The following is a 19,610-nucleotide window of genomic DNA, read 5'->3' on the forward strand; positions in this document are numbered from 1 at the left end:
CGATGCTGCGACCGGAAACGTCCGCCAGCGCGGGTAACGCCAGCACGCCTTCGCTGTCCATGCGCGACGGCCGCAGCACATCACTGACGCCTGCACGCTTCAACGCACGCGCCGTGCCGTCGCCGATCGCGAGCACCGCGCCGCGCGTGTGCAAGGGCAGCAAGGCGGACGCGGCGCGCACGGCATTCGGGCTGGTGAACACCACGATGTCGGCCGCCAGCGCATCGCGCAACGCGTCGCGCGTGGCATCGTCGTCACGCTGGGCCACGCGCAGCGGCGACAGCGCGATGAAGCCATGCCCGGCGCGTTTGGCGACGTCGCGCAGCCGCTGGTGTTGACCGCGCGGACGCAGCGAGATCACGTACCATCGCGGGCCCGTCGACAGGGAGTCGTGCATGTCGCGCAGCTTCGCATACCGGCCGGTGCGGCCATGACGCACGACACGCTCGCGCATCTCGATGCGCATTACCAGGGCATGCCGCCGGTGCGTGCGCTGCAGCTGACTGTGGAGTCGTTCGACGGCGAGCGGCTGCGATTGCGCGCGCCGCTTGCTGCCAACGTCAACGACAAGGGCTGCGCGTTCGGCGGGTCGCTCGCGTCGCTGATGACGCTCGCCTGCTGGGGTCGCGTCTGGCTCGAGCTCGACGCCGCCGGACTCGACTGCGACATCTATGTCGCCGACAGCCGCATCCGCTACCTCGCACCGCTGTATGGCGACCTGCATGCCGAAGCGGCGCCGTCGATCGACGGCGCCTGGCGCGATTTCCTGGCCGCGATACGCAGCCGCGGCCGCGGCCGCATCGAGATGACCGCGCGTATCGACCTGCCCGACGGGCGCCCGGCGGCGACCTTCGACGCACGCTTCGCCGCGCTCCTGCGGCCGGCCGCTGCCTGAACGGCGAGCCGGGAACGTCACGGGTTGCGACGTCGTCCGCTCGCTCGCGCGCCCCTTGGGCCCTAGGATCGGCGAACCCGAGGGGAGACGTCCATGCGCCTGCTGCTGAGCCTGTTCCTGCTGCTGTCTGCCGGCGTCGCCTTCGCCGGCCCCGCGCAACGCGCGCTGCCGGTGTCGCAGGACGCCTGGAGCGCCGCGATCCGCTGGGGCGATTTCGAAGGCGCGGTGAACCTGCTCGACCCTTCCCTGCGCGCACGGCAGGCACCGTCGTCGCTGGAATCCGCGCGCTTCAGGCAGGTGCAGATTTCGGGCTATCGCGACCGCGGCGCGAGCGTCGACTTCAAGACCGGCGTGGCGGCGCGCGACATCGAGATCGGCGTGATCAACCGCAACACGCAGGCCGAGCGCACCGTCCGCTACCGCGAGACGTGGCGCTGGGACGCCCAGGCCAAGACCTGGTGGGTCACCAGCGGCCTGCCGGACCTGTGGGCGCAGGACTGACGCGCTAGCGCGCCGACGCGGCGCCGGCCGTGCCGCGTGCGACAATCCGCGCCCCGTTCCGTGGCGTGTCGTCCGTGACCTTCCAGGAAATTCTCGATTTCGCCGGCCGCCACTCGATGCTCGCCATCGCGCTGGTCGGGCTCACCCTCGCGCTGGTCTATACCGAGGTCGCGCGGTTGTTCCGCCCGTACAAGGCGCTGACGCCGGCGCAGCTGACCGCGCTCGTCAACCGCGAGGATGCGGTCGTCGTCGACCTGTCGGCGTCGGGCGATTTCGAGAAAGGCCACGTTGCCGGCAGCCGCAACGTGCAGGCGAGTGCGCTGACGCCCGAACACAAGCTCATCGCCGGCGCAAAAGAGCGCCCGCTGGTGCTGGTATGCCGCAGCGGGCAAGGCTCGGCCGCCGCCGCCGCCAAGCTCGCGAAGTCCGGGATCACCCACGTGCACTGGCTCGACGGCGGCATCGCCGCTTGGCAACAGGCGGGCCTTCCGCTGGTCAAGGGTCGCGCCTGAGCGACTGCGCCCGGCGTCCCGGGCACCCCGTCCGGCTTTGGCCGGCATGCCATAATTCCGCCCCTTTCGCATCGATATCGCGCCGGAGTCCCCCATGACCGAAGAGATCCAGAACGACGCCGAGTTCGGCGCTACCGACGCGGCCGAAACCGGCCCGTCCTTCACCGTCGAAAAGATCTACGTCAAGGACGTCTCCTTCGAGGTTCCGAATGCGCCGGCGGTGTTCAACGACGCCACCCAGCCGCAGCTGCAGATGAACCTCAATCAGCAGGTCACGCGCCTCAACGATGCCGCTTTCGAGGTCGTCCTGGGTGTCACGCTCACCTGCACGACCGACGACAAGCCGCTCTACCTCGCCGAGGTGAAGCAGGCGGGCGTGTTCGGCCTGGCCGGCTTCGACGCGCAGACGCTCGACGCCATGCTCGGCACGCACTGCCCGAACGTCCTGTACCCGTACGCGCGCCAGCTGATCTCCGACCTGATCCAGTCCGGTGGCTTCCCGCCGTTCCTGCTGCAGCCGCTGAACTTCGAAGCGCTGTATGCCGAGGGCCTGCGCCAGCGCATGGGCCAGGCGCAGGATCTGGAATCGTCCGAGGCGGCCGGCACTGCCTGATCCGCGATGCCGGAACTGGCTGACACCCCGCTCGCGCCACGCCGCGTCGCGGTCCTCGGCGCGGGCTCCTGGGGCACCGCGCTCGCCGCCCTGATCGTCCGCAATGGCGGGCAGGCGGCGCTGTGGGGTCGCGATGCCGCGGTGATCGCGGGCATCGAATCGAACCACGAGAACGCGCGCTACCTGCCTGGCGTCGCGTTGCCGGAGTCGCTGCGCGCGACGATCGACCTCGCCGAGGCGATGGCGGGCGCGGACCTGGTGCTGGTGGTGGTTCCCTCGCATGCGTTCGCGGAAACGCTGCGCGCGCTCGCGCCGTTCCGGCCGGCGCACGCCGGCGTCGCTTGGGCGACCAAGGGCTTCGAGCCCGGCAGCGGGCGTTTCCTGCACGAGGTCGCGGCCGAGGTCCTCGGCGCCGATGTGCCGCTGGCGGTGGTCACCGGTCCGTCGTTCGCCCGCGAAGTGGCGCAGGGATTGCCCACGGCGCTGACCGTGCATTCGGACGATGCTCCGTTCGCACAGGTCGTTGCCGAAGTGCTGCACGGCCCTGCGTTCCGTGCCTATACCGGCGACGACATGCTCGGCGCCGAACTGGGTGGCGCGATGAAGAACGTACTCGCCGTCGCTACCGGCGTCGCCGACGGCATGCAGCTCGGGCTCAATGCGCGCGCCGGGCTGATCACGCGCGGGCTCAACGAGATGCTGCGGCTCAACCAGGCGCTCGGCGGCAAGGCGGAGACGCTGATGGGCCTCGCCGGCCTCGGCGATCTGGTGCTGACGTGCACGGGCGATCTTTCGCGGAATCGGCGGCTGGGCCTAGCGCTCGGGCGCGGGCAGTCGATCGAGGACGCAGTGCGCGAGATCGGCCAGGTCGTCGAATCCGTGCAGACCGCCGACGAGGTCATGCGCCAGGCGGAACGAGCCGGCGTCGAACTGCCGATCTCCAGTGCGGTGCGTGCCGTGCTGCATGGCGAGCTCAAACCTACCGACGGCCTGCGTCAGCTGCTAGCGCGCCAGCAGAAGCCGGAATACCCGACTGACCTGCTCGGCTGAAGCCGACACGCGGAATCCGGGCAGGACCGGGATTGCGGGTCCTGCATTCGCATTCGAACCGCATGCGTTCGCTCGCGTTCCGACACCTGCATTGGCGTCGACAGCGACATGGATGTGAGCGCGACACCCGCGTCGAGAGCATCCCTGGCCTGAGCCAGCCCGCCGGCAGCCACGCGGGCGCCGATGGCATGTCCAATCGCGCGACGCAGGCGCGGCGATCCCCAAAAAAAGAGCCCGGCCAAGGCCGGGCTCCAGCTCACGATCCCAGGGGAGGGAGATCGACCGTGATCAGAACGAGATGCGCGGGCCGACGAACAGCTGGGTGTCGCCATTGGCGAACTTCACTTCACCGTTGATGCCCCAGGTCGGGTTGAACTTCACCTGTGCGCCGACCTTGCCGTAGAAGTCGCCGTCGAAATCCTTGTAGTCCTCGTAGCCCGCCAGGGCGTAACCCTCGAGCATCGGGGTCATCGCGCCGCGCACGCCGGCTTCCACGCTGTAGCCGTTGCCGTTCACGCCTTGCCCGGCGTCGAACTTCTCGTAAGCCACGTTGGTGACGAGGTCGACCTTCTGGCTCAGCTCGCGGTTGTAGCCGACGCCGAGGCGCCACTGGTCGAGGTTGACGTCGCTGTCGCTGATCTTGACCTTCGAGTAGCCGCCGAACACGCGGAAATTCGGGTTGATCGCGCCGGAGCCGTTGAGGGCCCAGCCGTCGGCGTCGTTGTTGCTGCCGGTATGCCCGGCGTCGACGCGCGTGTAGCCGCCCTCGACGTAGTTGTAGGACACGCCTTCGGCCGCGGAGGCGGCGAACGGAAGGGCGGCGAGCAGGGTCAGGGCGAGCAGGGTGCGCTTCATGGAAAACCTCTAGTTATTTGATCGATCCGTGGCCGGCTATCAGCCGGTGCGCGCAGTATCCGCAGCGGGACCGAACGCTCCCTTAATCCTGAACGGCCGGGTATAGGAACTTTCTGGTAGGCGCGGCGGTCGCCCGGTCCGTGCCTACCCCTGCGGCCGACGACCTCGCGCCGCCGGCTGGACACGCGCCTCACGTCCCGCCACGTGCAATCGGGTGCCCTTGCGACGGAAACCCCCGATGGCACGCGTCCTCGTTCTCTACTACTCGGCCTATGGCCACATCGAGCAGATGGCCAATGCCGTCGCCGAAGGTGCGCGCGAAACCGGCGCGCACGTCGACATCCGACGCGTGCCCGAACTCGTGCCCGAAGAGATCGCGCGCAAGTCGCATTACAAGCTCGACCAGCCCGCGCCTTTCGCGCGCGTCGACGAGCTGCCGGGCTACGACGCGATCATCGTCGGCGTCGGCACGCGGTTCGGGCGCATGGCATCGCAGATGTCGAACTTCCTCGACCAGTGCGGCGGCCTGTGGGCGAGCGGCGCGCTCAATGGCAAGGTCGGCGGTGCGTTTACCTCAACCGCGACGCAGCACGGCGGGCAGGAGACCACGCTGTTTTCCATCCTCACCAACCTGCTGCATTTCGGCATGGTCTGCGTCGGCCTGCCCTACAGCTTCAAGGGGCAGACGACGCTCGGGGAGATCACGGGCGGCGCGCCCTACGGGGCGACCACGATAGCCGGCGGCGACGGATCGCGGCAGCCATCGGCCAACGAGCTCGACGGTGCGCGCTTCCAGGGCCGCGAGATCGCGGCGCTCGCGGCCAAGGTGTTTGGCTGACGAATACGTTCGCGCGGGTGTCGAGCGCGTCAACGGCCGGAGTGCGCGGGCGGAGCGGCCATCGCAGCACCGGGGAACGCGCTCCATGGACAGCCTGAAACGCGGACGCGCACGCATCGCCGAATCAGTCGACGCGCTGCGTGTCGGCGAGCGGCCGCCGCCAGGAAGCGGGCGCGCGCAATGGGTTCGCAACGATCAATACCCGCGCGCATGCGCGACGGCCGCGCATGGCTCGCGACGGCTCGTGGTCCTCTTTGTCGAACTCGATGCGGAGGCGGTACCCCACGAATTCGCCGACGACCCGTAGCCGTACCTCCGGTAGCCCGCCGTGGCTCAGTCGCCCCGATCCAGTGCATGCAACAGTACGAGCGAGGCGAGGATCGGCAGGTTCTTCAGCACCGGGCCGAATGGATGCAGCCAGTACGCGGGCATCGCGAGACTGATGATCGCGGTGTAGGCGACGATCAAGGCAATGGACGCGAGGTACGCGACCGTGCGCGTGCGCGGCAACAGCATGCCGACGCCGAGCAGCAGGTCGATGGCAGCGCTGCCGAACAGCGCGATGTCGACAGCGGCTCCAGGCACGCCTGCGGATGCAAGCAGGGCGCGGCTGCCGTCGAGCGGATACAGACCGAACGAGAGCAGTGCGGTCACGACGAACACCAGCGCGACCGAGATACGCAGCAGCGGCAACGCCCAGCGCAGCTGCGCGTCGCGACGCGTCATCGCCCGCAACGGTGGCGGCACGAAATCGCCCGCGGCGCGCGGTGAGCGACCGAGTAGCCTGGCGATCCCATCGGGCGCCGCGCAGTTGCCGCGCGCCAGCATCGCGATGGTCTCCGGTTCCACCAGCGAGCCCGGCACGTGCTGCAGCACGCTCGCCGAGAGCCGCACCAGCGGCATCGGCACCGGCAGCACGCGCAGGCCACCGAGGCCAAGGCTTCGTCGCAGCGTGTCGAGGTAGGCGCGCAACGTCATGCACGCCGGGCCGACGGCCTCGACCAGCCGCGGCGGATCCGCGTCCTCGAGCGCGTGGATGATCGTGTCGATCAGGTCGTCCAGGTGCACAGGCGCGACGCGCTGCACGCCACCGCCGGGCAGCAACGCGATCGGCAATGTCGCGAGCATCAGGAACATCCCTGCGCTCGCGCCCTGCGGCGCGAATACCACGGACGGCTGCACCACCACGCCCTGCAGTGGCAGCGCATGAAGGTGCCGATCGGCCGCGCGCTTGGAGAGGTGGTAGGGGCTCGTCGCGTCCTCGTCCGCGCCCAGTGCGGAGACCTGCACGACACGCCGCACGCCGGCGTCGACACAGACCTCGAAAAGCGCGCGCGGGGTTGCGTCGTGCAGCGCGGCGAACGGTTGCGCGTCGGTCTCGCGCAGGATGCCGACCGCGTTGACCACCGCATCGATCGCTGCAAGCCGCGGGCGCCACGCCTGCGCATCGGTATCGTGCGCGAAGTCGACGGCGACCGGTTGCAGCATCGGCCAGCGACGCTTCGCCGCGTCCACGTCGCGCACGGCCGGCACCGGCACGTGCCCACGCGCACGTAGTGCGTCGACGACGGCGCCGCCGATGAAACCTGTCGCCCCGGTTACAAGAATCCGCATGGTCGCTACCTCCTGGACAGCACTACGTCGCGCGACCGCGGCGGGATGCAGGTCGCTGGCGTTCATGCGCCGCCTGCGTAGCCCTGCTGCCGCCAGGCTTCGAACACCGTTACCGCCACCGCGTTGGATAGATTCAGTGAACGAACGTCAGGGCGCATCGGCAGTCTCAGCCGTTGCGCGTCGGGCAGTGCGTCCAGCACGTCGCCGGGCAGGCCGCGGGTTTCGGGGCCGAACAGGAACGCGTCGCCGGGACGGTAGCGCGGCGTGTCGAACCGCACGGTGCCGCGCGTGCTGAACGCGAACACGCGCAGCGCCTCACCGTGCATGTCGCGCAGGTGCGCGAACGCTGCATCGAGGTTCGCGTGAACCTTCACCGTCGCGTACTCGTGGTAGTCGAGCCCGGCGCGACGCAGTTGCTTGTCGTCCATGTCGAAGCCGAGAGGTTCGACCAGATGCAGCCGTGCTCCGGTGTTCGCGCACAGGCGGATCGCATTGCCCGTGTTCGGCGGAATTTCGGGTTCGTAGAGGATGACGTCGAACATGGGGCAGGGCTGGATCCGATGGAGGCGAACGGAGAACGAGGCGAGGGGCGCGAACTGGACGGCACATGATGGCGCAGCCTGTGGGACGCGCGGATGGCCGCTTGCCCTGCGTGTCGAAGGCCGCGGTACAAACGATGGCGGCCGGCTTCGACGTCACGGCGATGCCGCGGCGGTGACAGCGGCCTATATGCCGGCCGCACGCAAACGAACGCCAGCGACGCTTCACAAAGCACGCGGCTGCGAGGAACGGCTCTCCGCGCACAAGCAGTAGCGGCCGTGGACGACCGCGGCAGGCCGCACTTCTTCCCGGGGACTCCTGCCCGAACCCACACGTCACGCGCGGCGCGCGGCGAACGAAAGGCCCAGGCAGGTTCGAAGGCGGCTTAAAACGCCCGCAGCGTCACCACGGCAGCACCTTGCCCTGCCAGTCGAGAAAACTGCCGGACTGCGACATGCCGACGCCGTCGAGCACCTTCAGCAATCCCTCGACCGATTGCGCCGGCGCCAGCGGCGCCTGTTCGCCCCCCATATCGGTCGCGACCCAGCCCGGATGAAGCGACACCACGCGGATGCCGCGATCGGCGAGGGCGGCGGCCAGCAGTCGCGTCGCCATGTTCAACGCCGCCTTCGTGATGCAGTAGGTCGGGGTGCCGAAGCGCGTGGTACCGGCGATCGATCCGAGTTGCGACGACATGTTGGCCACCGTCGCGCCCTCCGCCAGTCGCGGCGCGAGCGCCTGCGTCAGCAGGAACGGCCCCATCGCGTTGGTGCGGAAGCTGTCCTCGAGGTTGGCCGCCGCCACATGGCCGAAGCGCTCGCCCGAATGCAGCAGCCCGGCGTTGTTGATCAGCAGGTGCAAAGGTTCGTCGCCCAGCACCAGCGGAAGTTCGCGGGCGATCTCGGCTTCCGCCTTGGGGTCGGTGACGTCGAGCGGCAGCACGTGCAGTCGGCCCGGGTGGTCGGCGGCAAGGCGATTGAGTTCGTGCGCCTGCGCCGGATGGCGCGCAGTGGCGATCACGTGGTCGCCGCGGGCGAGAAGCTGCCGGCAATACTCGAGGCCGAGGCCGCGGTTGGCACCGGTCACCAGGCTGTTGCGACGGGACATGGCGTGCTCCGATCAGGCGGGCCGCCAGTCTAGGCGCGCGCCTGTTCAGCTCGTGCAGGCGGACCGGTACCTCCGGCCCGGTACGCCACCGCCGCCGCTCCGCTAGCATCGGGCGGTCGCGCCGACTGCCGGTGCATGGAGCTTCCGATGTCCCCGTCCCCGTTCCGCATCACCGCCCTCGCGCTGGGCATCGCCCTGGCTGCCGGCACCGCCGCGCCCGCATCCGCAGCCCCGGTCACGCCGGCAGTCGTCGCGGCACCTGCTGCCCTCGACATCCCGTACCAGCGCTTCGTGCTGCCCAACGGCCTGACCTTGCTCGTGCACGAGGACCACAAGGCGCCGGTGGTGGCGGTGGCGGTCTGGTATCACGTCGGCTCGAAGGACGAGCCCGCGCGCAAGACCGGTTTCGCCCACCTGTTCGAGCACCTGATGTTCAACGGCTCGGAAAACCATCCGGGCGAGTTCTTCGAGCCCTTCGAGCAGGCCGGCGCCACCGGGCAGAACGGCACCACCTGGCTCGATCGCACCAACTACTACGAAACCGTCCCCACCACCGCGCTCGACATGGCGCTGTGGATGGAGTCCGACCGCATGGGCCACCTGCTCGGCGCGATCGACCAGAAGACGCTCGACGAGCAGCGCGGCGTAGTGCAGAACGAGAAGCGCCAGGGCGAGAACGAGCCCTACGGCCGCGTCGACGAACGCATGCTGCTGCAGACGTTCCCGGCCAACCACCCGTACCACCACGACACCATCGGCTCGATGGCGGACCTCGACGCGGCCTCGCTCGACGACGTCAAGACGTGGTTCCGCACCTATTACGGCGCGGCCAACACCACGCTGGTGATGTCCGGCGACATCGACGTCGCCACCGCGAAGGCGAAGGCGCTGCAGTACTTCGGCGACATCCCGGCGGGCCCCGCCGTGGCGCGCCAGGCCAAGTGGGTCGCCGCACGCACGGCCTCCACGCGCGACAGCATGGACGACCGCGTCGCCCAGGCGCGCATCTATCGCGAATGGAACATCCCGGGCCGCGGCGAGCGCGACCTCACGCTGCTCGACCTCGCCGCCGACGTGCTCGGCGGCGGCAAGACCTCGCGCCTTTACCAGCGCCTCGTCTACCAGGACCACCTGGTCGACGACGTTTCCGTCGGCATCACGCCGTTCGAGCTCGCCAGCCAGTTCACGCTGCAGGCCGACGTCAAGAAGGGCGTCGACCCGGCCAAGGTCGAGGCCGCGGTCGCGGACGAATGGGCCAGGTTTCTCGCCAAGGGCCCGACGCAGGAGGAGCTGACGCGGCTCAAGGCCGCCAACCGCGCCGCCGTGGTGCGTTCGCTCGAGCGCGTCTCCGGCAAGGCCACGCAGCTCGCGGAAGGCCAGGTCTATCTGGGCAATCCGGATGCGTGGAAGCGCAGCTTCGACTGGAACCAGAAGGCAACCGCCAGCGACGTGCTCGCGGCCGCGAAGAAGTGGATCGCGCGGGGTGACTACACGCTCACGGTCGTGCCGACCACCGGCACGCCGAAGGACGAGACGGTCGCCGGCCTGCCCGCGGGCACTCGCCCCGCCGACATCGCCGGCCGCCCGACGACCGCGTTCAAGGTCACCGCCTCGGACATCGACCGCAAGAAGGGCGTGCCGACCGTCGATCGCTTCCCTGACCTGACCTTCCCGAACGTGCAGCGCGGCCACCTGAAGAACGGCATCGAGGTCGTGCTCGCCGAGCGGCACAGCGTGCCGGTGGTCAACGTGAGCCTGCAGTTCGACGCCGGTTATGCGAGCGACGCCGGCGGCAAGCTCGGCGCCGCGTCGTTCACCAGCGCGATGCTCGACGAGGGCACGGCCAAACTCGATTCCGTTCAGATCGCCAAGCTGCGCGAGCGGCTCGGGATGGGGCTCAGCACCGGTTGCGGGCTGGACGCCTGCTCGGTCACCGGCAGCATGCTCAGCGACTCGCTGGCGCCGTCGCTCGGCCTGCTCGCCGACGTGGTGCGCAATCCCGCATTCCGCGCCGCCGACATCGAACGCGTTCGCGCGCAGTGGCTCGCGGGCATCGCACAGGAAAAGACGCAGCCGTCCGGCATCGCCATGCGCACGCTGCCGCCGCTGCTGTACGGCGACGGCCATCCGTACGCGATTCCGTTCTCCGGCACCGGTACCGAGGCCAGCATCCGCTCGCTCGGCGTCGCCGACATGCGCGGCTGGCAGTCGTCATGGCTGCGCCCGGACAACGTGCGCATCATCGTCGCCGGCGACACCACGCTGCCGGCCATCACGCAGCAGCTCAACGCCGTGTTCGCCGACTGGACGCCGCCGTCGGTCGCGCGCGGCACCAAGTCGATTCCGGACGTCGCCGCGCAGGCGAAGCCGCGCGTGTTCCTGATCGACAAGCCCGGCGCAACGCAGTCGTTGATCCTGGCCGGCGTACTCGCACCGCCGACCACGGTGGCCAACAACCTGCCGATCCAGACGATGAATTCCGCGTTCGGCGGCACGTTCACCTCGCGCCTCAACATGAACCTGCGCGAGGACAAGCACTGGGCCTACGGCGCGTTCTCGTTCATGAGCGATGCGCTCGGGCAGCGCCCGTACATGCTGTACGCGCCGGTGCAGACCGACAAGACCAAGGAGTCCGCGGCCGAGATGCTGCGTGAAGTACGCGACGTGATCGGTCCGCGTCCGCTGAGCGATGCGGAGATCACGAAGATCAAGGTCAACGACGTGCGCAGCCTGCCCGGCAGTTACGAGACGATCGGTGCGGTGCTCGGCGCGCTGTCCGAGAACGCGCTGTACCACCGGCCCGACGACTACGTGCCGACGCTGCGCAGCCGCATCGAAGCGCAGACCGATGCCGACGTACAGGCTGCCGCCACCGAGATCCTGCATCCCGAGGCCCTGACTTGGGTGATCGTCGGCGACCTGTCGAAGATCGAGGCGGGCGTGCGTTCGCTCGATCTCGGCGCCGTGCAGGTTCTGGATGCGGACGGCAAGCCCGTCGCGAAGTAACGGGGATCGTTCGGGCGGTTCAGGCGCGCGGGGTGACAATCCCGCGCGTCTTCGTCTGGGGAGTGCATCGATGTCACGACTGTTCCGGATCGGCCTGGCGGTGTCGACGCTCGCGATGGCCGCATGCACGTGGGTACCGATGCAGTCCGGGGCTGCGAGCGTACGCGTGCTCGCCATGAACGCATCGACCGCCGGCTGCACCAAGCTCGGCGAGATCGAGGGCAACGTCACCGATCGCGTCGCGGTGTATCAGCGCAATCCGCTGCGCGTGCAGGAGGAGCTGGAAACCATGGCGCGCAACGAGGCGGTCGGGCTCACGGCTAATGCGGTCATTCCCGTCGAGGCGCCGCACGACGGTCGCCAGCGCTTCAGCGCCCTGCGCTGCGCACGCTGAAACGGGTCGTCGCACGGCCGCTTGCGTCAGGAAGGCCGGAACCGCCTGAACGGCGCGCGCCGAATGCGGGCTGCGTCACCTTGTGATGGCGTGCGGGGTAGTGCCCCGCGCGTTAAGCTAGCGTGTTCCCATCCGTCCACGAGTCGCGCCCATGCTGTTCCAACATGTCGCCATCGCAGGCCTCGCGCATATCGATGCACCGCGCCGCCTCACGACGGACGAGATCAACGTGCGGCTGCAACCGACGCTCGACCGGCTCGGAATCAAGACCGACGTCATCAAGGACATCGCCGGCGTGGAAGCACGCCGCCTGTGGGACGGCCCGATGCTCGCGTCCGATGCCGCCACGCTCGCCGCGGTGAAAGCGCTGGCCGACGCCGGCGTCGCGCCCGAGCGCATGGGGCTGCTGGTCAATACATCCGTCAGTCGCGACTACCTCGAGCCTTCGACCGCATCGATCGTGAGCGGCAACCTCGGCCTGCCCGACACCTGCCAGAACTTCGACGTCGCCAACGCGTGCCTCGCCTTCATCAATGGCATGGACATCGCCTCGCGCATGATCGAGCGCGGCGAGATCGACTACGCGCTGGTCGTCGACGGCGAAACCGCCGACCTCGCCTACGAGAAGACCCTCGAGCGCCTCACGCATGCCGACGTCACCGAAGAGGCGTTCCGCAACGAACTCGCGACGCTGACGCTGGGTTCCGGCGCGGCCGCGATGGTGCTCGCGCGCGCCGAACTCGCCCCCGGGGCGCCGCGTTACCGCGGTGGCGTGACGCGCGCGGCGACCGAGTGGAACAAGCTGTGCCGCGGCAACCTCGACGGCATGGTCACCGACACGCGCCAGCTCTTGATCGAAGGCGTCAAACTCGCGCAGAAGACGTTCGTCGTGGCGCGGCAGAAGCTGGGCTGGGTGGCCGAGGAGCTCGACGAATTCGTGGTGCACCAGGTCAGCAAGGTGCATACCGCCGCGTTCACCAAGGCGATGGGCATCGACCCGCGCAAGGTCCTGACCATCTTCGGCGAGCACGGCAACATCGGCCCGGCGTCGGTACCGATCGTGCTGAGCAAGCTGCGCGAGATGGGCCGCCTGAAGAAGGGGGACCGCGTCGCCTTGCTCGGCATCGGCTCGGGCCTGAACTGTTCGATGGCGGAAGTCGTCTGGTAGTCCGCGCGGCGCCGTATCGCTTTCCCACCGGCCGCCTCGTGCGGCCGCGTGCTTTCAGATGCCGGACCTGCCGATGAGTGCGATCGACCCCGCGACGTTGCCCCACTATCCCTTCGCGCCGCAGCGCTTCGAGGTGCGGCCCGGGATCTCGATGTCGTATCTCGACGAAGGCCCGCGCGATGGCGAGGTCGTCCTGATGGTCCACGGCAACCCGTCATGGAGTTACTACTGGCGCCACCTCGTACTCGGCCTGCGGGATCGCTATCGCTGCATCGTGCCCGACCACGTCGGTATGGGGCTGTCGGACAAACCCGATGACGGCGGCGGCGTGCACCCGCCGCGCACGCCGTCGAAGGCGCCCGGACACTACGACTACACGCTGCAGTCGCGCGTCGACGACCTTAGCGCACTGCTCGCGCACCTCGGCATCACCGGCCCGGTGACGCTCGCCGTGCACGACTGGGGCGGCATGATCGGCTTCGGCTGGGCGCTGTCGCACATGCCGCAGGTCAAGCGCCTGGTGATCCTCAACACCGCGGCCTTTCCGCTGCCCAGCGCCAAGCCGATGCCCTGGCAGCTCTCGCTGGGTCGCGACTCGACGATCGGCGCGTGGCTGATCCGGCGTTTCAACCTGTTCGCGCGCGGCGCGGCGCGCCTGGGCACCACGCGCCGCCTGCCGCGCAACGTGCAGCGTGCGTATTGCGCGCCCTACGACGGCTGGAACGACGCGATCAGCACCATCCGCTTCATGCAGGACATCCCGCTGAGCGCGGTCGATCGCGCGTGGCCGCTGGTGGAGCGTGTTGGCGCAGGGCTGCCGGAGTTCGCCGACCGTCCCGCCTTCATCGGTTGGGGTCTGCGCGACTTCGTGTTCGACAGCCATTTCCTCGACGGCTTCCGCCGCGCGCTGCCGCATGCGGACGTGCGTGCATTCGACGACGCGGGTCACTACGTGCTCGAAGACCGGCACGAAGTGCTGGTGCCGGCGATACGTGCCTTCCTCGAGCAGGGGAACTGACCGGGCGCCCGTCCGTGCCGCCACGTCGGGGTCCCGTTCGTCGCTTTCGGACTTTTCCGACGCCGGCCGGCGCATCGCGCGCCTAGCCTCCCAGCACGCCCCGCACCGGGGACAGGGAGAGTGCGATGAGTATGGGAACGGATCCACGTCTGCAATGGACGGCAATACTGGCGGCCGCGCTGTCCGTGGCGATGCCCGCCTTTGCGCAGCAAAACACGGCGCGACCAGCGGCACCGCTGCGCGTACAACGGATGGTCACGGCGATTCAATCGCACGGGCCGAGCGCCTCGATCCAGCCCCCGGCCACCGTCGTCGCGGTGCCGCCGTCGTCCGCCGTAATCCTGCGACCCGGAAGCAATCTCGCGGTCGTCAAGTCGCTGCAGGTGCGGCGCGAGTACGCCATCCCGACACTGCGCGCGCAGCCTGTCGTCGCGCTCGGTCGCGGCCATGTGAACCTGGCGCCGTTACTGGCCAACCCACGAGCGCCGTTCAACATTGCGCAGCACCTGCGCACGCAACCGCAGCTTGCGGACGTCACCGTGGACGAAACGCAGGTACTCGAAATCGACCAGGGTCTGGTCGTGCGTAGTCTCATCGGCTACCGGCTGCACACGGGCGTGTGCACGGACCCCGCACGCAGCGCGAAACTCGCCAGCAGCGGCGTGCACTGCTTCGGTCGCCTGGACGACTCCGCGCGCGCCGCCGCATTCGCCAATCCCGCGGACGCCCACTACGTGGCAGATCCGCAACGACGTGCGATCGCCATCCAGCGGGCTGAGCAAAAAGCGGCCGCCGTGCGTGCCAAAGTGACTCAGGACATCGCCAGTCTTCGTGTCGCATTGGCCGACCCGACCAAACGCGCGGCGATCGACGCCAAGATCGGTGCCTCCGAGTCCGCACGCCTGGCCAAGCTCGACGATGCGCAGTTGGAACAGGAAGTGGTCAACGCCGGCGAGACGCGCGTGGAGCAGGTGATGTTCGTGCCGGCCAGCGGGCGCGCTGACCCGACCCGGTTCGCAAAGGTTGCCGACTTCGGCTCGGCGCTATCGAAGGCCGGCTCGTCGACGCCGTCTCCGCACGCGCAGCTGGTCGACAAGGCTGCGCCGGTGGTCGAAATCGTCAAGCCGGAACCCACCGACGCTACGGTCGAGCCGCACGTATTCCTCACGGGTTTCACGCTGGGGCGCGCCTACGAGTGGCGTCAGCGAGTAGAGACGACGATCAGCTGGTGCCTGTTCGGCTGCGATGAAACGTACTTCGCCGAGCTCTACGCCGGCTTCGATTACGGTTTCGGCCTGCGCTTCCCCGTGGTCGTCGGCGGCCAGTACCACTACCCGGGCAGTGGCACCACGGCGACCTTCACCCCGGACGTCCGCTCGCTCGACGGCAACGCAGGCGACTATGCGAGCGCCGGGCTCGAAAGCGGCAAGCTGTTCGACGGCAAAGAGCTCGTCGCCCAGTTCGGCGCCTACGCAGGCGCGAACTACGACGTCCCGTTCGCCGGGAGCGGCGGGGTCGAGTTCAAGGTCGGCAAGGACTTCACGGACGGCCTGCCTGCGCCCTTCACCCATGGGCAGTTCCGTCCGCCGATGCCGGGACAGGACCTCGCGGGTGATCCGATCGTGTTTGACGACTTCGACCTGATCGGCGGTCGCGCGAACTTCGGCGTTGCTGGTGGCCAGGTGTTCCCGGCCGTCAAGGTATCGCTGCATTCCGATTCGCTGAGGCTGAAGCTCCACGACAACAACGGCCCAGGTGGCGACGTTCCAATGGATACGGCCACCGGCCCGATCAAGCTGCACGTGGATCCCAAGACCATGTCGAGCGACTTCACCGTCGGCAGCCCCGTCTACAACCTCGGCTTCCTGTTGACGCCGGGTCTCGACGCGCGGCTGTTCATCGACATCGAAGTCTGGTCCGACCACTGGGATTGGCCGATCTGGTTCCCGGAACTCGCGGTCGAGCTCCCGCCCGGCGGCGTCGACTTCGCCTGCCACGATGGCACGGTGTGCTCGCGCCATTACCACTACGCGGCGAGCGAGGCGAGCCAGAACGCGTGGGCAGAAATCTTCGGCGCCAAGCTGGAAGGCTGGGGCAAGGATTTCGATTCGCGTTGGCTGCAGCAATGCACCGACGATATCTGCCGGACCGGGATCAAGCTCGTGCGCACCAATGCCGTGCTGCTCGGCAAGCAGAAGGTCAGCACCGAGCCGGGTGCGGAGTTCGAGGCGATGAGCCCGGCCTTCGCCAACGCAGAGGCGACGGCCAACACGCTGGTGCTGGAGGGGCAGATGCGCCTGACGCAGCAGGCGGGGAAGGGATGGTCAACGCTGGCGCAGGCCGTGTGGTCGAAGAAGTGCGCGGATCTGCCCTGCATGGACAAGGTCGCATCGTTGTCGAGCCAGATGACGCAGGCAGCGATCGATCGCCAGGCCGCTGAGCCCGACGCATCCTCCCTTCAGGTGCAGGGTGAGGTCGGACGCGAATACGGTCCCAAGTTCCAGGCCGAGATCGATGCGTCCACTGCCCGGGCTTCACGGCACGTGCCGGTTCAGTTGCCGCCCCTCATGCACGCGGCGCGCAACCGATAGAGTCGCCTCCCCGCGTGTAGCTGCAACCGTCGCCCGGCCGCTTCGGCCGGGCGACAATGCGTTGATGAGCCCCTTCCACAACATCGCCGCGGCGTTGCCCGACATGGCCGCGCGAGAACCCGACCGAATTGCCATGCGCTGCCCCGGCAGTCGCGGCGCGGACGGACTGGCCCGCTACGACATCGAGCTCACCTATGCGCAGCTGGACGCGCGGAGCGATGCGATTGCCGCCGGCCTCGCACTGCGAGGCATCCAGCGCGGCACGCGTACGGTCGTGATGGTACGGCCGTCGCCCGAGTTCTTCCTGCTGATGTTCGCGCTTTTCAAGGCGGGCGCCGTGCCCGTGCTGGTCGACCCCGGCATCGACAGGCGCGCGCTGACCCAATGCCTCGACGAAGCGGCGCCGGACGCGTTCATCGGAATCCCGCTCGCGCATGTCGCTCGGCGAGTGCTCGGCTGGTCGAAGTCGGCACGCGTGCGCATCACGACGGGTGCGCGCGCGTGGCTCGCCGATGACACGCTTGCGCGGGTCGAGGCGGAGGGTGCCGGTGCGGCCGCACAACTTGCCCACACCCAGCCCGACGACCTCGCCGCGATCCTGTTCACCAGTGGCTCCACCGGCGTGCCCAAGGGCGTCGCTTACCGCCATCGCCACTTCGTCGCGCAGGCCGCGATGCTCCGCGATGCGCTCGGCATCCGCGACGGCGAGGTCGACTTTCCCACTTTCCCACCGTTCGCACTGTTCGGCCCCGCGCTCGGCCTGACCTCGATCATCCCCGACATGGACGCCACGCGCCCGGCCAAGGCCGATCCGCGCAGGCTGCATGCGGCGATCGAGCGCTTCGGCGTGCAGCAACTGTTCGGCTCGCCGGCGCTGATGCGCGTGCTGGCAGACTACGGCGCGCCATTACCGACGTTGCGTCGCATCACCTCGGCGGGCGCGCCGGTGCCGGCGGATGTGGTGGCGCGCATGCGCGAACTGCTGTCCGACGACGCCGACTTCTACACGCCCTACGGCGCGACCGAGTGCCTGCCCGTCGCGGTGATCGAGAGCCGCGAGCTGCAGCAGACCCGGAGCGCCACCGAGAACGGCGCCGGCACCTGCGTCGGCCGGGCTGTGCCGCCGAACGACGTACGCATCATCCAGATTGACGACGGCCCGATCGCGCGATGGTCCGACGCGCGGCTCATGCCGGTGCTCGGCGTTGGCGAAATCACCGTCGCGGGCCCGACCGCAACCGACTCCTACTTCCGACGCGATGCGTCAACCGCGCTGGCGAAGATCCGGGAAACGTTGCCCGACGGTAGCGAGCGCATCGTGCATCGCATGGGCGACGTCGGTTATCTCGACGCGGATGGCCGGCTGTGGTTCTGCGGCCGCAAGACGCACCGCGTGGAGACGCCGAACGGACCGCTGTACACCGAGCAGGTGGAGCCCGTGTTCAACACGCACCCGCGAGTCAATCGCAGCGCGCTGGTGGGCGTGGGTGTCGCGGGCGCGCAGGCGCCGGTGCTGTGCGTCGAGCTGGATCGGCGTGCCGCCGACGCGGACTGGCTGCGCATCGAGGCCGAGCTGGGCGAGATCGGACGCGGCCACGTGCATACCGCCGGCATCACCACGTTCCTGCGGCATCCCGCGTTCCCGGTCGATATCCGCCACAACGCGAAGATCGGGCGCGAAAAACTCGCCGCGTGGGCCGCGAAGAAGGTGAAGCCATGAAGGTGCTGGTGACCGGTGGCGGCGGGTTCCTCGGGCAGGCGTTGTGCCGCGGCCTGCGCGCGCGCGGCCACGAGGTGGTGAGCTTCAATCGCGGTCTCTACCCGGCACTCGACGCGATGGGCGTGACGCAGGCGCGCGGTGACCTCGCGAATCGCGATGCGGTGATCGACGCCTCGCGCGGCTGCGACGCGATCTTCCACAACGCGGCGAAGGCGGGCGCGTGGAGCCGCGACCCGCGCGAGTTCCACGATGCCAACGTGGTCGGCACGCGCCACGTGATCGACGCCTGCCGCGAGCACCGCATCGCGCGGCTGGTGTACACGTCGTCGCCCAGCGTCACGCATCGGGCGACGTTCCCCGTGGCCGGGCTCGGCGCCGACGACGTGCCGTACGGCGAGCATCTGAAGTCGCCATACGCGCAGACGAAGAAGATCGCCGAACAGATGGTGCTCGCCGCCGGCGATGCAACGCTCGCCGTCGTGGCGCTGCGCCCGCGATTGATCTGGGGGCCGGGCGACAACCAGCTGCTGCCGCGCATCGTCGAGCGGGCACGCGCGGGGCGCCTGAAGCTGGTCGGCGACGGCAGCAACCTCGTCGACACCACCTATATCGACAACGCCGCCGAAGCGCATTTCGCCGCGTTCGAGCACCTCGCGCCGGGCAGCGCCTGTGCGGGTCGCGCCTACTTCATCAGCAACGGCGCGCCACGTTCGATGCGCGAGACGCTCACCGCATTGCTCGAGGCGGCCGGGGCGCCGCCACCGAACGGCTCCGTTCCGTTCCCGGTCGCCTATGCGATCGGCGCTGCCTCCGAGGCCGCGTGGTCGCTGCTTCCGCTTCACGGCGAACCGCCGATGACGCGCTTCCTGGCCGAGCAGCTGGTGACCACGCACTGGTATTCGATGGCGCCGGCCGCCCGCGATTTCGGCTGGCTCCCGCGTGTCTCGTTCGACGACGGCCTCGCGCAGCTGCGCACGGCGTGGCAGGGCAGCCAGGCATCGCTGTCCGGCGCGTAACGCATCGCCAACGGCAGCTTTCCGCGACGCCCCTACAATGGCCGCATGGACGCACGCCGCTCGCCACTCGACACATTGAAGCCGCTTGCCGGCCGCGCGCTCGAAGCCGCGCTCAACCGCGCGCTCGCGCTCGATCCCGATACCCGCGACGGCCTGCGAGCGCTCGACGGCC

At 69.1% G+C, this 19,610-nt stretch carries 19 protein-coding genes; 14 read left to right on the forward strand and 5 right to left on the reverse strand.

What is annotated here, in order from left to right; genetic code table 11:
- The coding region (locus FW784_RS06090; RefSeq protein ID WP_187770699.1) for a uroporphyrinogen-III synthase at window positions 1-454 on the reverse strand (454 nt) is incomplete at its 3' end.
- On the opposite strand from FW784_RS06090, the gene FW784_RS06095 reads away from it, so the two are divergent.
- From FW784_RS06095 to FW784_RS06115, 5 genes are all read left to right on the forward strand, one after another.
- Window positions 431-895 carry a YiiD C-terminal domain-containing protein gene (locus FW784_RS06095; RefSeq protein WP_149352467.1) on the forward strand — a complete coding sequence of 155 codons (465 nt, stop codon included), beginning with the start codon at window positions 431-433 and terminating at the stop codon, window positions 893-895. The genes FW784_RS06090 and FW784_RS06095 overlap by 24 nt on opposite strands.
- A gap of 93 nt (window positions 896-988) precedes the next feature.
- Window positions 989-1,396 carry a hypothetical protein gene (locus FW784_RS06100; RefSeq protein WP_149352468.1) on the forward strand — a complete coding sequence of 136 codons (408 nt, stop codon included), beginning with the start codon at window positions 989-991 and terminating at the stop codon, window positions 1,394-1,396.
- 74 nt (window positions 1,397-1,470) lie between these two features.
- Entirely contained in the window at window positions 1,471-1,908 is a 438-nt protein-coding gene (locus FW784_RS06105; RefSeq protein ID WP_149352469.1) for a rhodanese-like domain-containing protein, read from the forward strand.
- A gap of 94 nt (window positions 1,909-2,002) precedes the next feature.
- Window positions 2,003-2,521 carry a protein-export chaperone SecB gene (gene secB / locus FW784_RS06110; RefSeq protein WP_149352470.1) on the forward strand — a complete coding sequence of 173 codons (519 nt, stop codon included), beginning with the start codon at window positions 2,003-2,005 and terminating at the stop codon, window positions 2,519-2,521.
- Between the two features lie 6 nt (window positions 2,522-2,527).
- Window positions 2,528-3,571 carry an NAD(P)H-dependent glycerol-3-phosphate dehydrogenase gene (locus FW784_RS06115; protein WP_149352471.1) on the forward strand — a complete coding sequence of 348 codons (1,044 nt, stop codon included), beginning with the start codon at window positions 2,528-2,530 and terminating at the stop codon, window positions 3,569-3,571.
- A gap of 288 nt (window positions 3,572-3,859) precedes the next feature.
- On the opposite strand, the gene FW784_RS06120 is transcribed toward FW784_RS06115, so the two are convergent.
- Window positions 3,860-4,426 (reverse strand): outer membrane beta-barrel protein, encoded by a 567-nt coding sequence (locus tag FW784_RS06120; RefSeq protein WP_149352472.1) that lies wholly within the window; start codon window positions 4,424-4,426, stop codon window positions 3,860-3,862.
- Window positions 4,427-4,664: 238 nt separating this feature from the next.
- Between FW784_RS06120 and wrbA the strand changes: the two genes are divergently transcribed.
- Window positions 4,665-5,264 (forward strand): NAD(P)H:quinone oxidoreductase, encoded by a 600-nt coding sequence (wrbA, locus tag FW784_RS06125; RefSeq protein WP_149352473.1) that lies wholly within the window; start codon window positions 4,665-4,667, stop codon window positions 5,262-5,264.
- Window positions 5,265-5,349: 85 nt separating this feature from the next.
- Window positions 5,350-5,571 (forward strand): hypothetical protein, encoded by a 222-nt coding sequence (locus tag FW784_RS06130; RefSeq protein WP_149352474.1) that lies wholly within the window; start codon window positions 5,350-5,352, stop codon window positions 5,569-5,571.
- Window positions 5,572-5,597: 26 nt separating this feature from the next.
- Here FW784_RS06130 and FW784_RS06135 read toward each other — a convergent pair whose 3' ends face one another.
- From FW784_RS06135 to FW784_RS06145, 3 genes are all read right to left on the reverse strand, one after another.
- A complete protein-coding gene (locus FW784_RS06135) occupies window positions 5,598-6,878 on the reverse strand; it encodes an SDR family oxidoreductase (RefSeq protein WP_205123566.1) in 1,281 nt (426 codons plus the stop codon).
- A gap of 62 nt (window positions 6,879-6,940) precedes the next feature.
- Entirely contained in the window at window positions 6,941-7,420 is a 480-nt protein-coding gene (locus FW784_RS06140; protein WP_149352476.1) for a tRNA (cytidine(34)-2'-O)-methyltransferase, read from the reverse strand.
- Between the two features lie 400 nt (window positions 7,421-7,820).
- Entirely contained in the window at window positions 7,821-8,525 is a 705-nt protein-coding gene (locus FW784_RS06145; RefSeq protein ID WP_149352477.1) for an SDR family oxidoreductase, read from the reverse strand.
- Window positions 8,526-8,660: 135 nt separating this feature from the next.
- On the opposite strand from FW784_RS06145, the gene FW784_RS06150 reads away from it, so the two are divergent.
- The 7 genes from FW784_RS06150 (at window position 8,661) to oleD (ending at window position 19,438) form a co-directional block, all read left to right on the forward strand.
- A complete protein-coding gene (locus tag FW784_RS06150) occupies window positions 8,661-11,531 on the forward strand; it encodes a M16 family metallopeptidase (RefSeq protein ID WP_425481595.1) in 2,871 nt (956 codons plus the stop codon).
- 70 nt (window positions 11,532-11,601) lie between these two features.
- On the forward strand, window positions 11,602-11,925 hold the full coding sequence (locus tag FW784_RS06155) for a DUF4156 domain-containing protein (protein WP_149352479.1): 324 nt from the start codon (window positions 11,602-11,604) through the stop codon (window positions 11,923-11,925).
- Between the two features lie 151 nt (window positions 11,926-12,076).
- A complete protein-coding gene (locus FW784_RS06160; RefSeq protein ID WP_149352480.1) occupies window positions 12,077-13,093 on the forward strand; it encodes a 3-oxoacyl-ACP synthase III in 1,017 nt (338 codons plus the stop codon).
- A 73-nt stretch (window positions 13,094-13,166) separates the two neighbouring features.
- The gene (locus FW784_RS06165; RefSeq protein ID WP_149352481.1) at window positions 13,167-14,111 is read left to right on the forward strand and encodes an alpha/beta fold hydrolase; all 945 of its coding nucleotides are present in this window, start codon (window positions 13,167-13,169) and stop codon (window positions 14,109-14,111) included.
- Window positions 14,112-14,236: 125 nt separating this feature from the next.
- Complete coding sequence (locus tag FW784_RS06170; protein ID WP_149352482.1) at window positions 14,237-16,702, forward strand: hypothetical protein; 2,466 nt, start codon at window positions 14,237-14,239, stop codon at window positions 16,700-16,702.
- Between the two features lie 64 nt (window positions 16,703-16,766).
- Window positions 16,767-18,422 carry an olefin beta-lactone synthetase gene (gene oleC, locus FW784_RS06175; protein WP_149352483.1) on the forward strand — a complete coding sequence of 552 codons (1,656 nt, stop codon included), beginning with the start codon at window positions 16,767-16,769 and terminating at the stop codon, window positions 18,420-18,422.
- On the forward strand, window positions 18,419-19,438 hold the full coding sequence (gene oleD / locus FW784_RS06180) for a 2-alkyl-3-oxoalkanoate reductase (protein WP_149352484.1): 1,020 nt from the start codon (window positions 18,419-18,421) through the stop codon (window positions 19,436-19,438). The genes oleC and oleD overlap by 4 nt, the downstream gene beginning before the upstream one ends.
- Window positions 19,439-19,610: the final 172 nt, after the last annotated feature.

Origin of the sequence: Cognatilysobacter lacus (assembly GCF_008274655.1) — a bacterium.
GTDB lineage: Bacteria > Pseudomonadota > Gammaproteobacteria > Xanthomonadales > Xanthomonadaceae > Cognatilysobacter > Cognatilysobacter lacus.

Bases quoted from the DNA above. Each gene is read 5' to 3' on its own strand.
- FW784_RS06145 (WP_149352477.1), bottom strand. From the start codon at position 8,525: ATGTCCCGTCGCAACAGCCTGGTGACCGGTGCCAACCGCGGCCTCGGC.
- wrbA (WP_149352473.1), top strand. From the start codon at position 4,665: ATGGCACGCGTCCTCGTTCTCTACTACTCGGCCTATGGCCACATCGAG.
- FW784_RS06120 (WP_149352472.1), bottom strand. From the start codon at position 4,426: ATGAAGCGCACCCTGCTCGCCCTGACCCTGCTCGCCGCCCTTCCGTTC.
- oleD (WP_149352484.1), top strand. From the start codon at position 18,419: ATGAAGGTGCTGGTGACCGGTGGCGGCGGGTTCCTCGGGCAGGCGTTG.
- FW784_RS06170 (WP_149352482.1), top strand. From the start codon at position 14,237: ATGAGTATGGGAACGGATCCACGTCTGCAATGGACGGCAATACTGGCG.
- secB (WP_149352470.1), top strand. From the start codon at position 2,003: ATGACCGAAGAGATCCAGAACGACGCCGAGTTCGGCGCTACCGACGCG.
- FW784_RS06140 (WP_149352476.1), bottom strand. From the start codon at position 7,420: ATGTTCGACGTCATCCTCTACGAACCCGAAATTCCGCCGAACACGGGC.
- FW784_RS06100 (WP_149352468.1), top strand. From the start codon at position 989: ATGCGCCTGCTGCTGAGCCTGTTCCTGCTGCTGTCTGCCGGCGTCGCC.
- FW784_RS06115 (WP_149352471.1), top strand. From the start codon at position 2,528: ATGCCGGAACTGGCTGACACCCCGCTCGCGCCACGCCGCGTCGCGGTC.
- FW784_RS06155 (WP_149352479.1), top strand. From the start codon at position 11,602: ATGTCACGACTGTTCCGGATCGGCCTGGCGGTGTCGACGCTCGCGATG.
- FW784_RS06095 (WP_149352467.1), top strand. From the start codon at position 431: ATGACGCACGACACGCTCGCGCATCTCGATGCGCATTACCAGGGCATG.
- FW784_RS06165 (WP_149352481.1), top strand. From the start codon at position 13,167: ATGAGTGCGATCGACCCCGCGACGTTGCCCCACTATCCCTTCGCGCCG.
- FW784_RS06130 (WP_149352474.1), top strand. From the start codon at position 5,350: ATGGACAGCCTGAAACGCGGACGCGCACGCATCGCCGAATCAGTCGAC.
- FW784_RS06135 (WP_205123566.1), bottom strand. From the start codon at position 6,878: ATGCGGATTCTTGTAACCGGGGCGACAGGTTTCATCGGCGGCGCCGTC.
- oleC (WP_149352483.1), top strand. From the start codon at position 16,767: ATGAGCCCCTTCCACAACATCGCCGCGGCGTTGCCCGACATGGCCGCG.
- FW784_RS06160 (WP_149352480.1), top strand. From the start codon at position 12,077: ATGCTGTTCCAACATGTCGCCATCGCAGGCCTCGCGCATATCGATGCA.
- FW784_RS06150 (WP_425481595.1), top strand. From the start codon at position 8,661: ATGGAGCTTCCGATGTCCCCGTCCCCGTTCCGCATCACCGCCCTCGCG.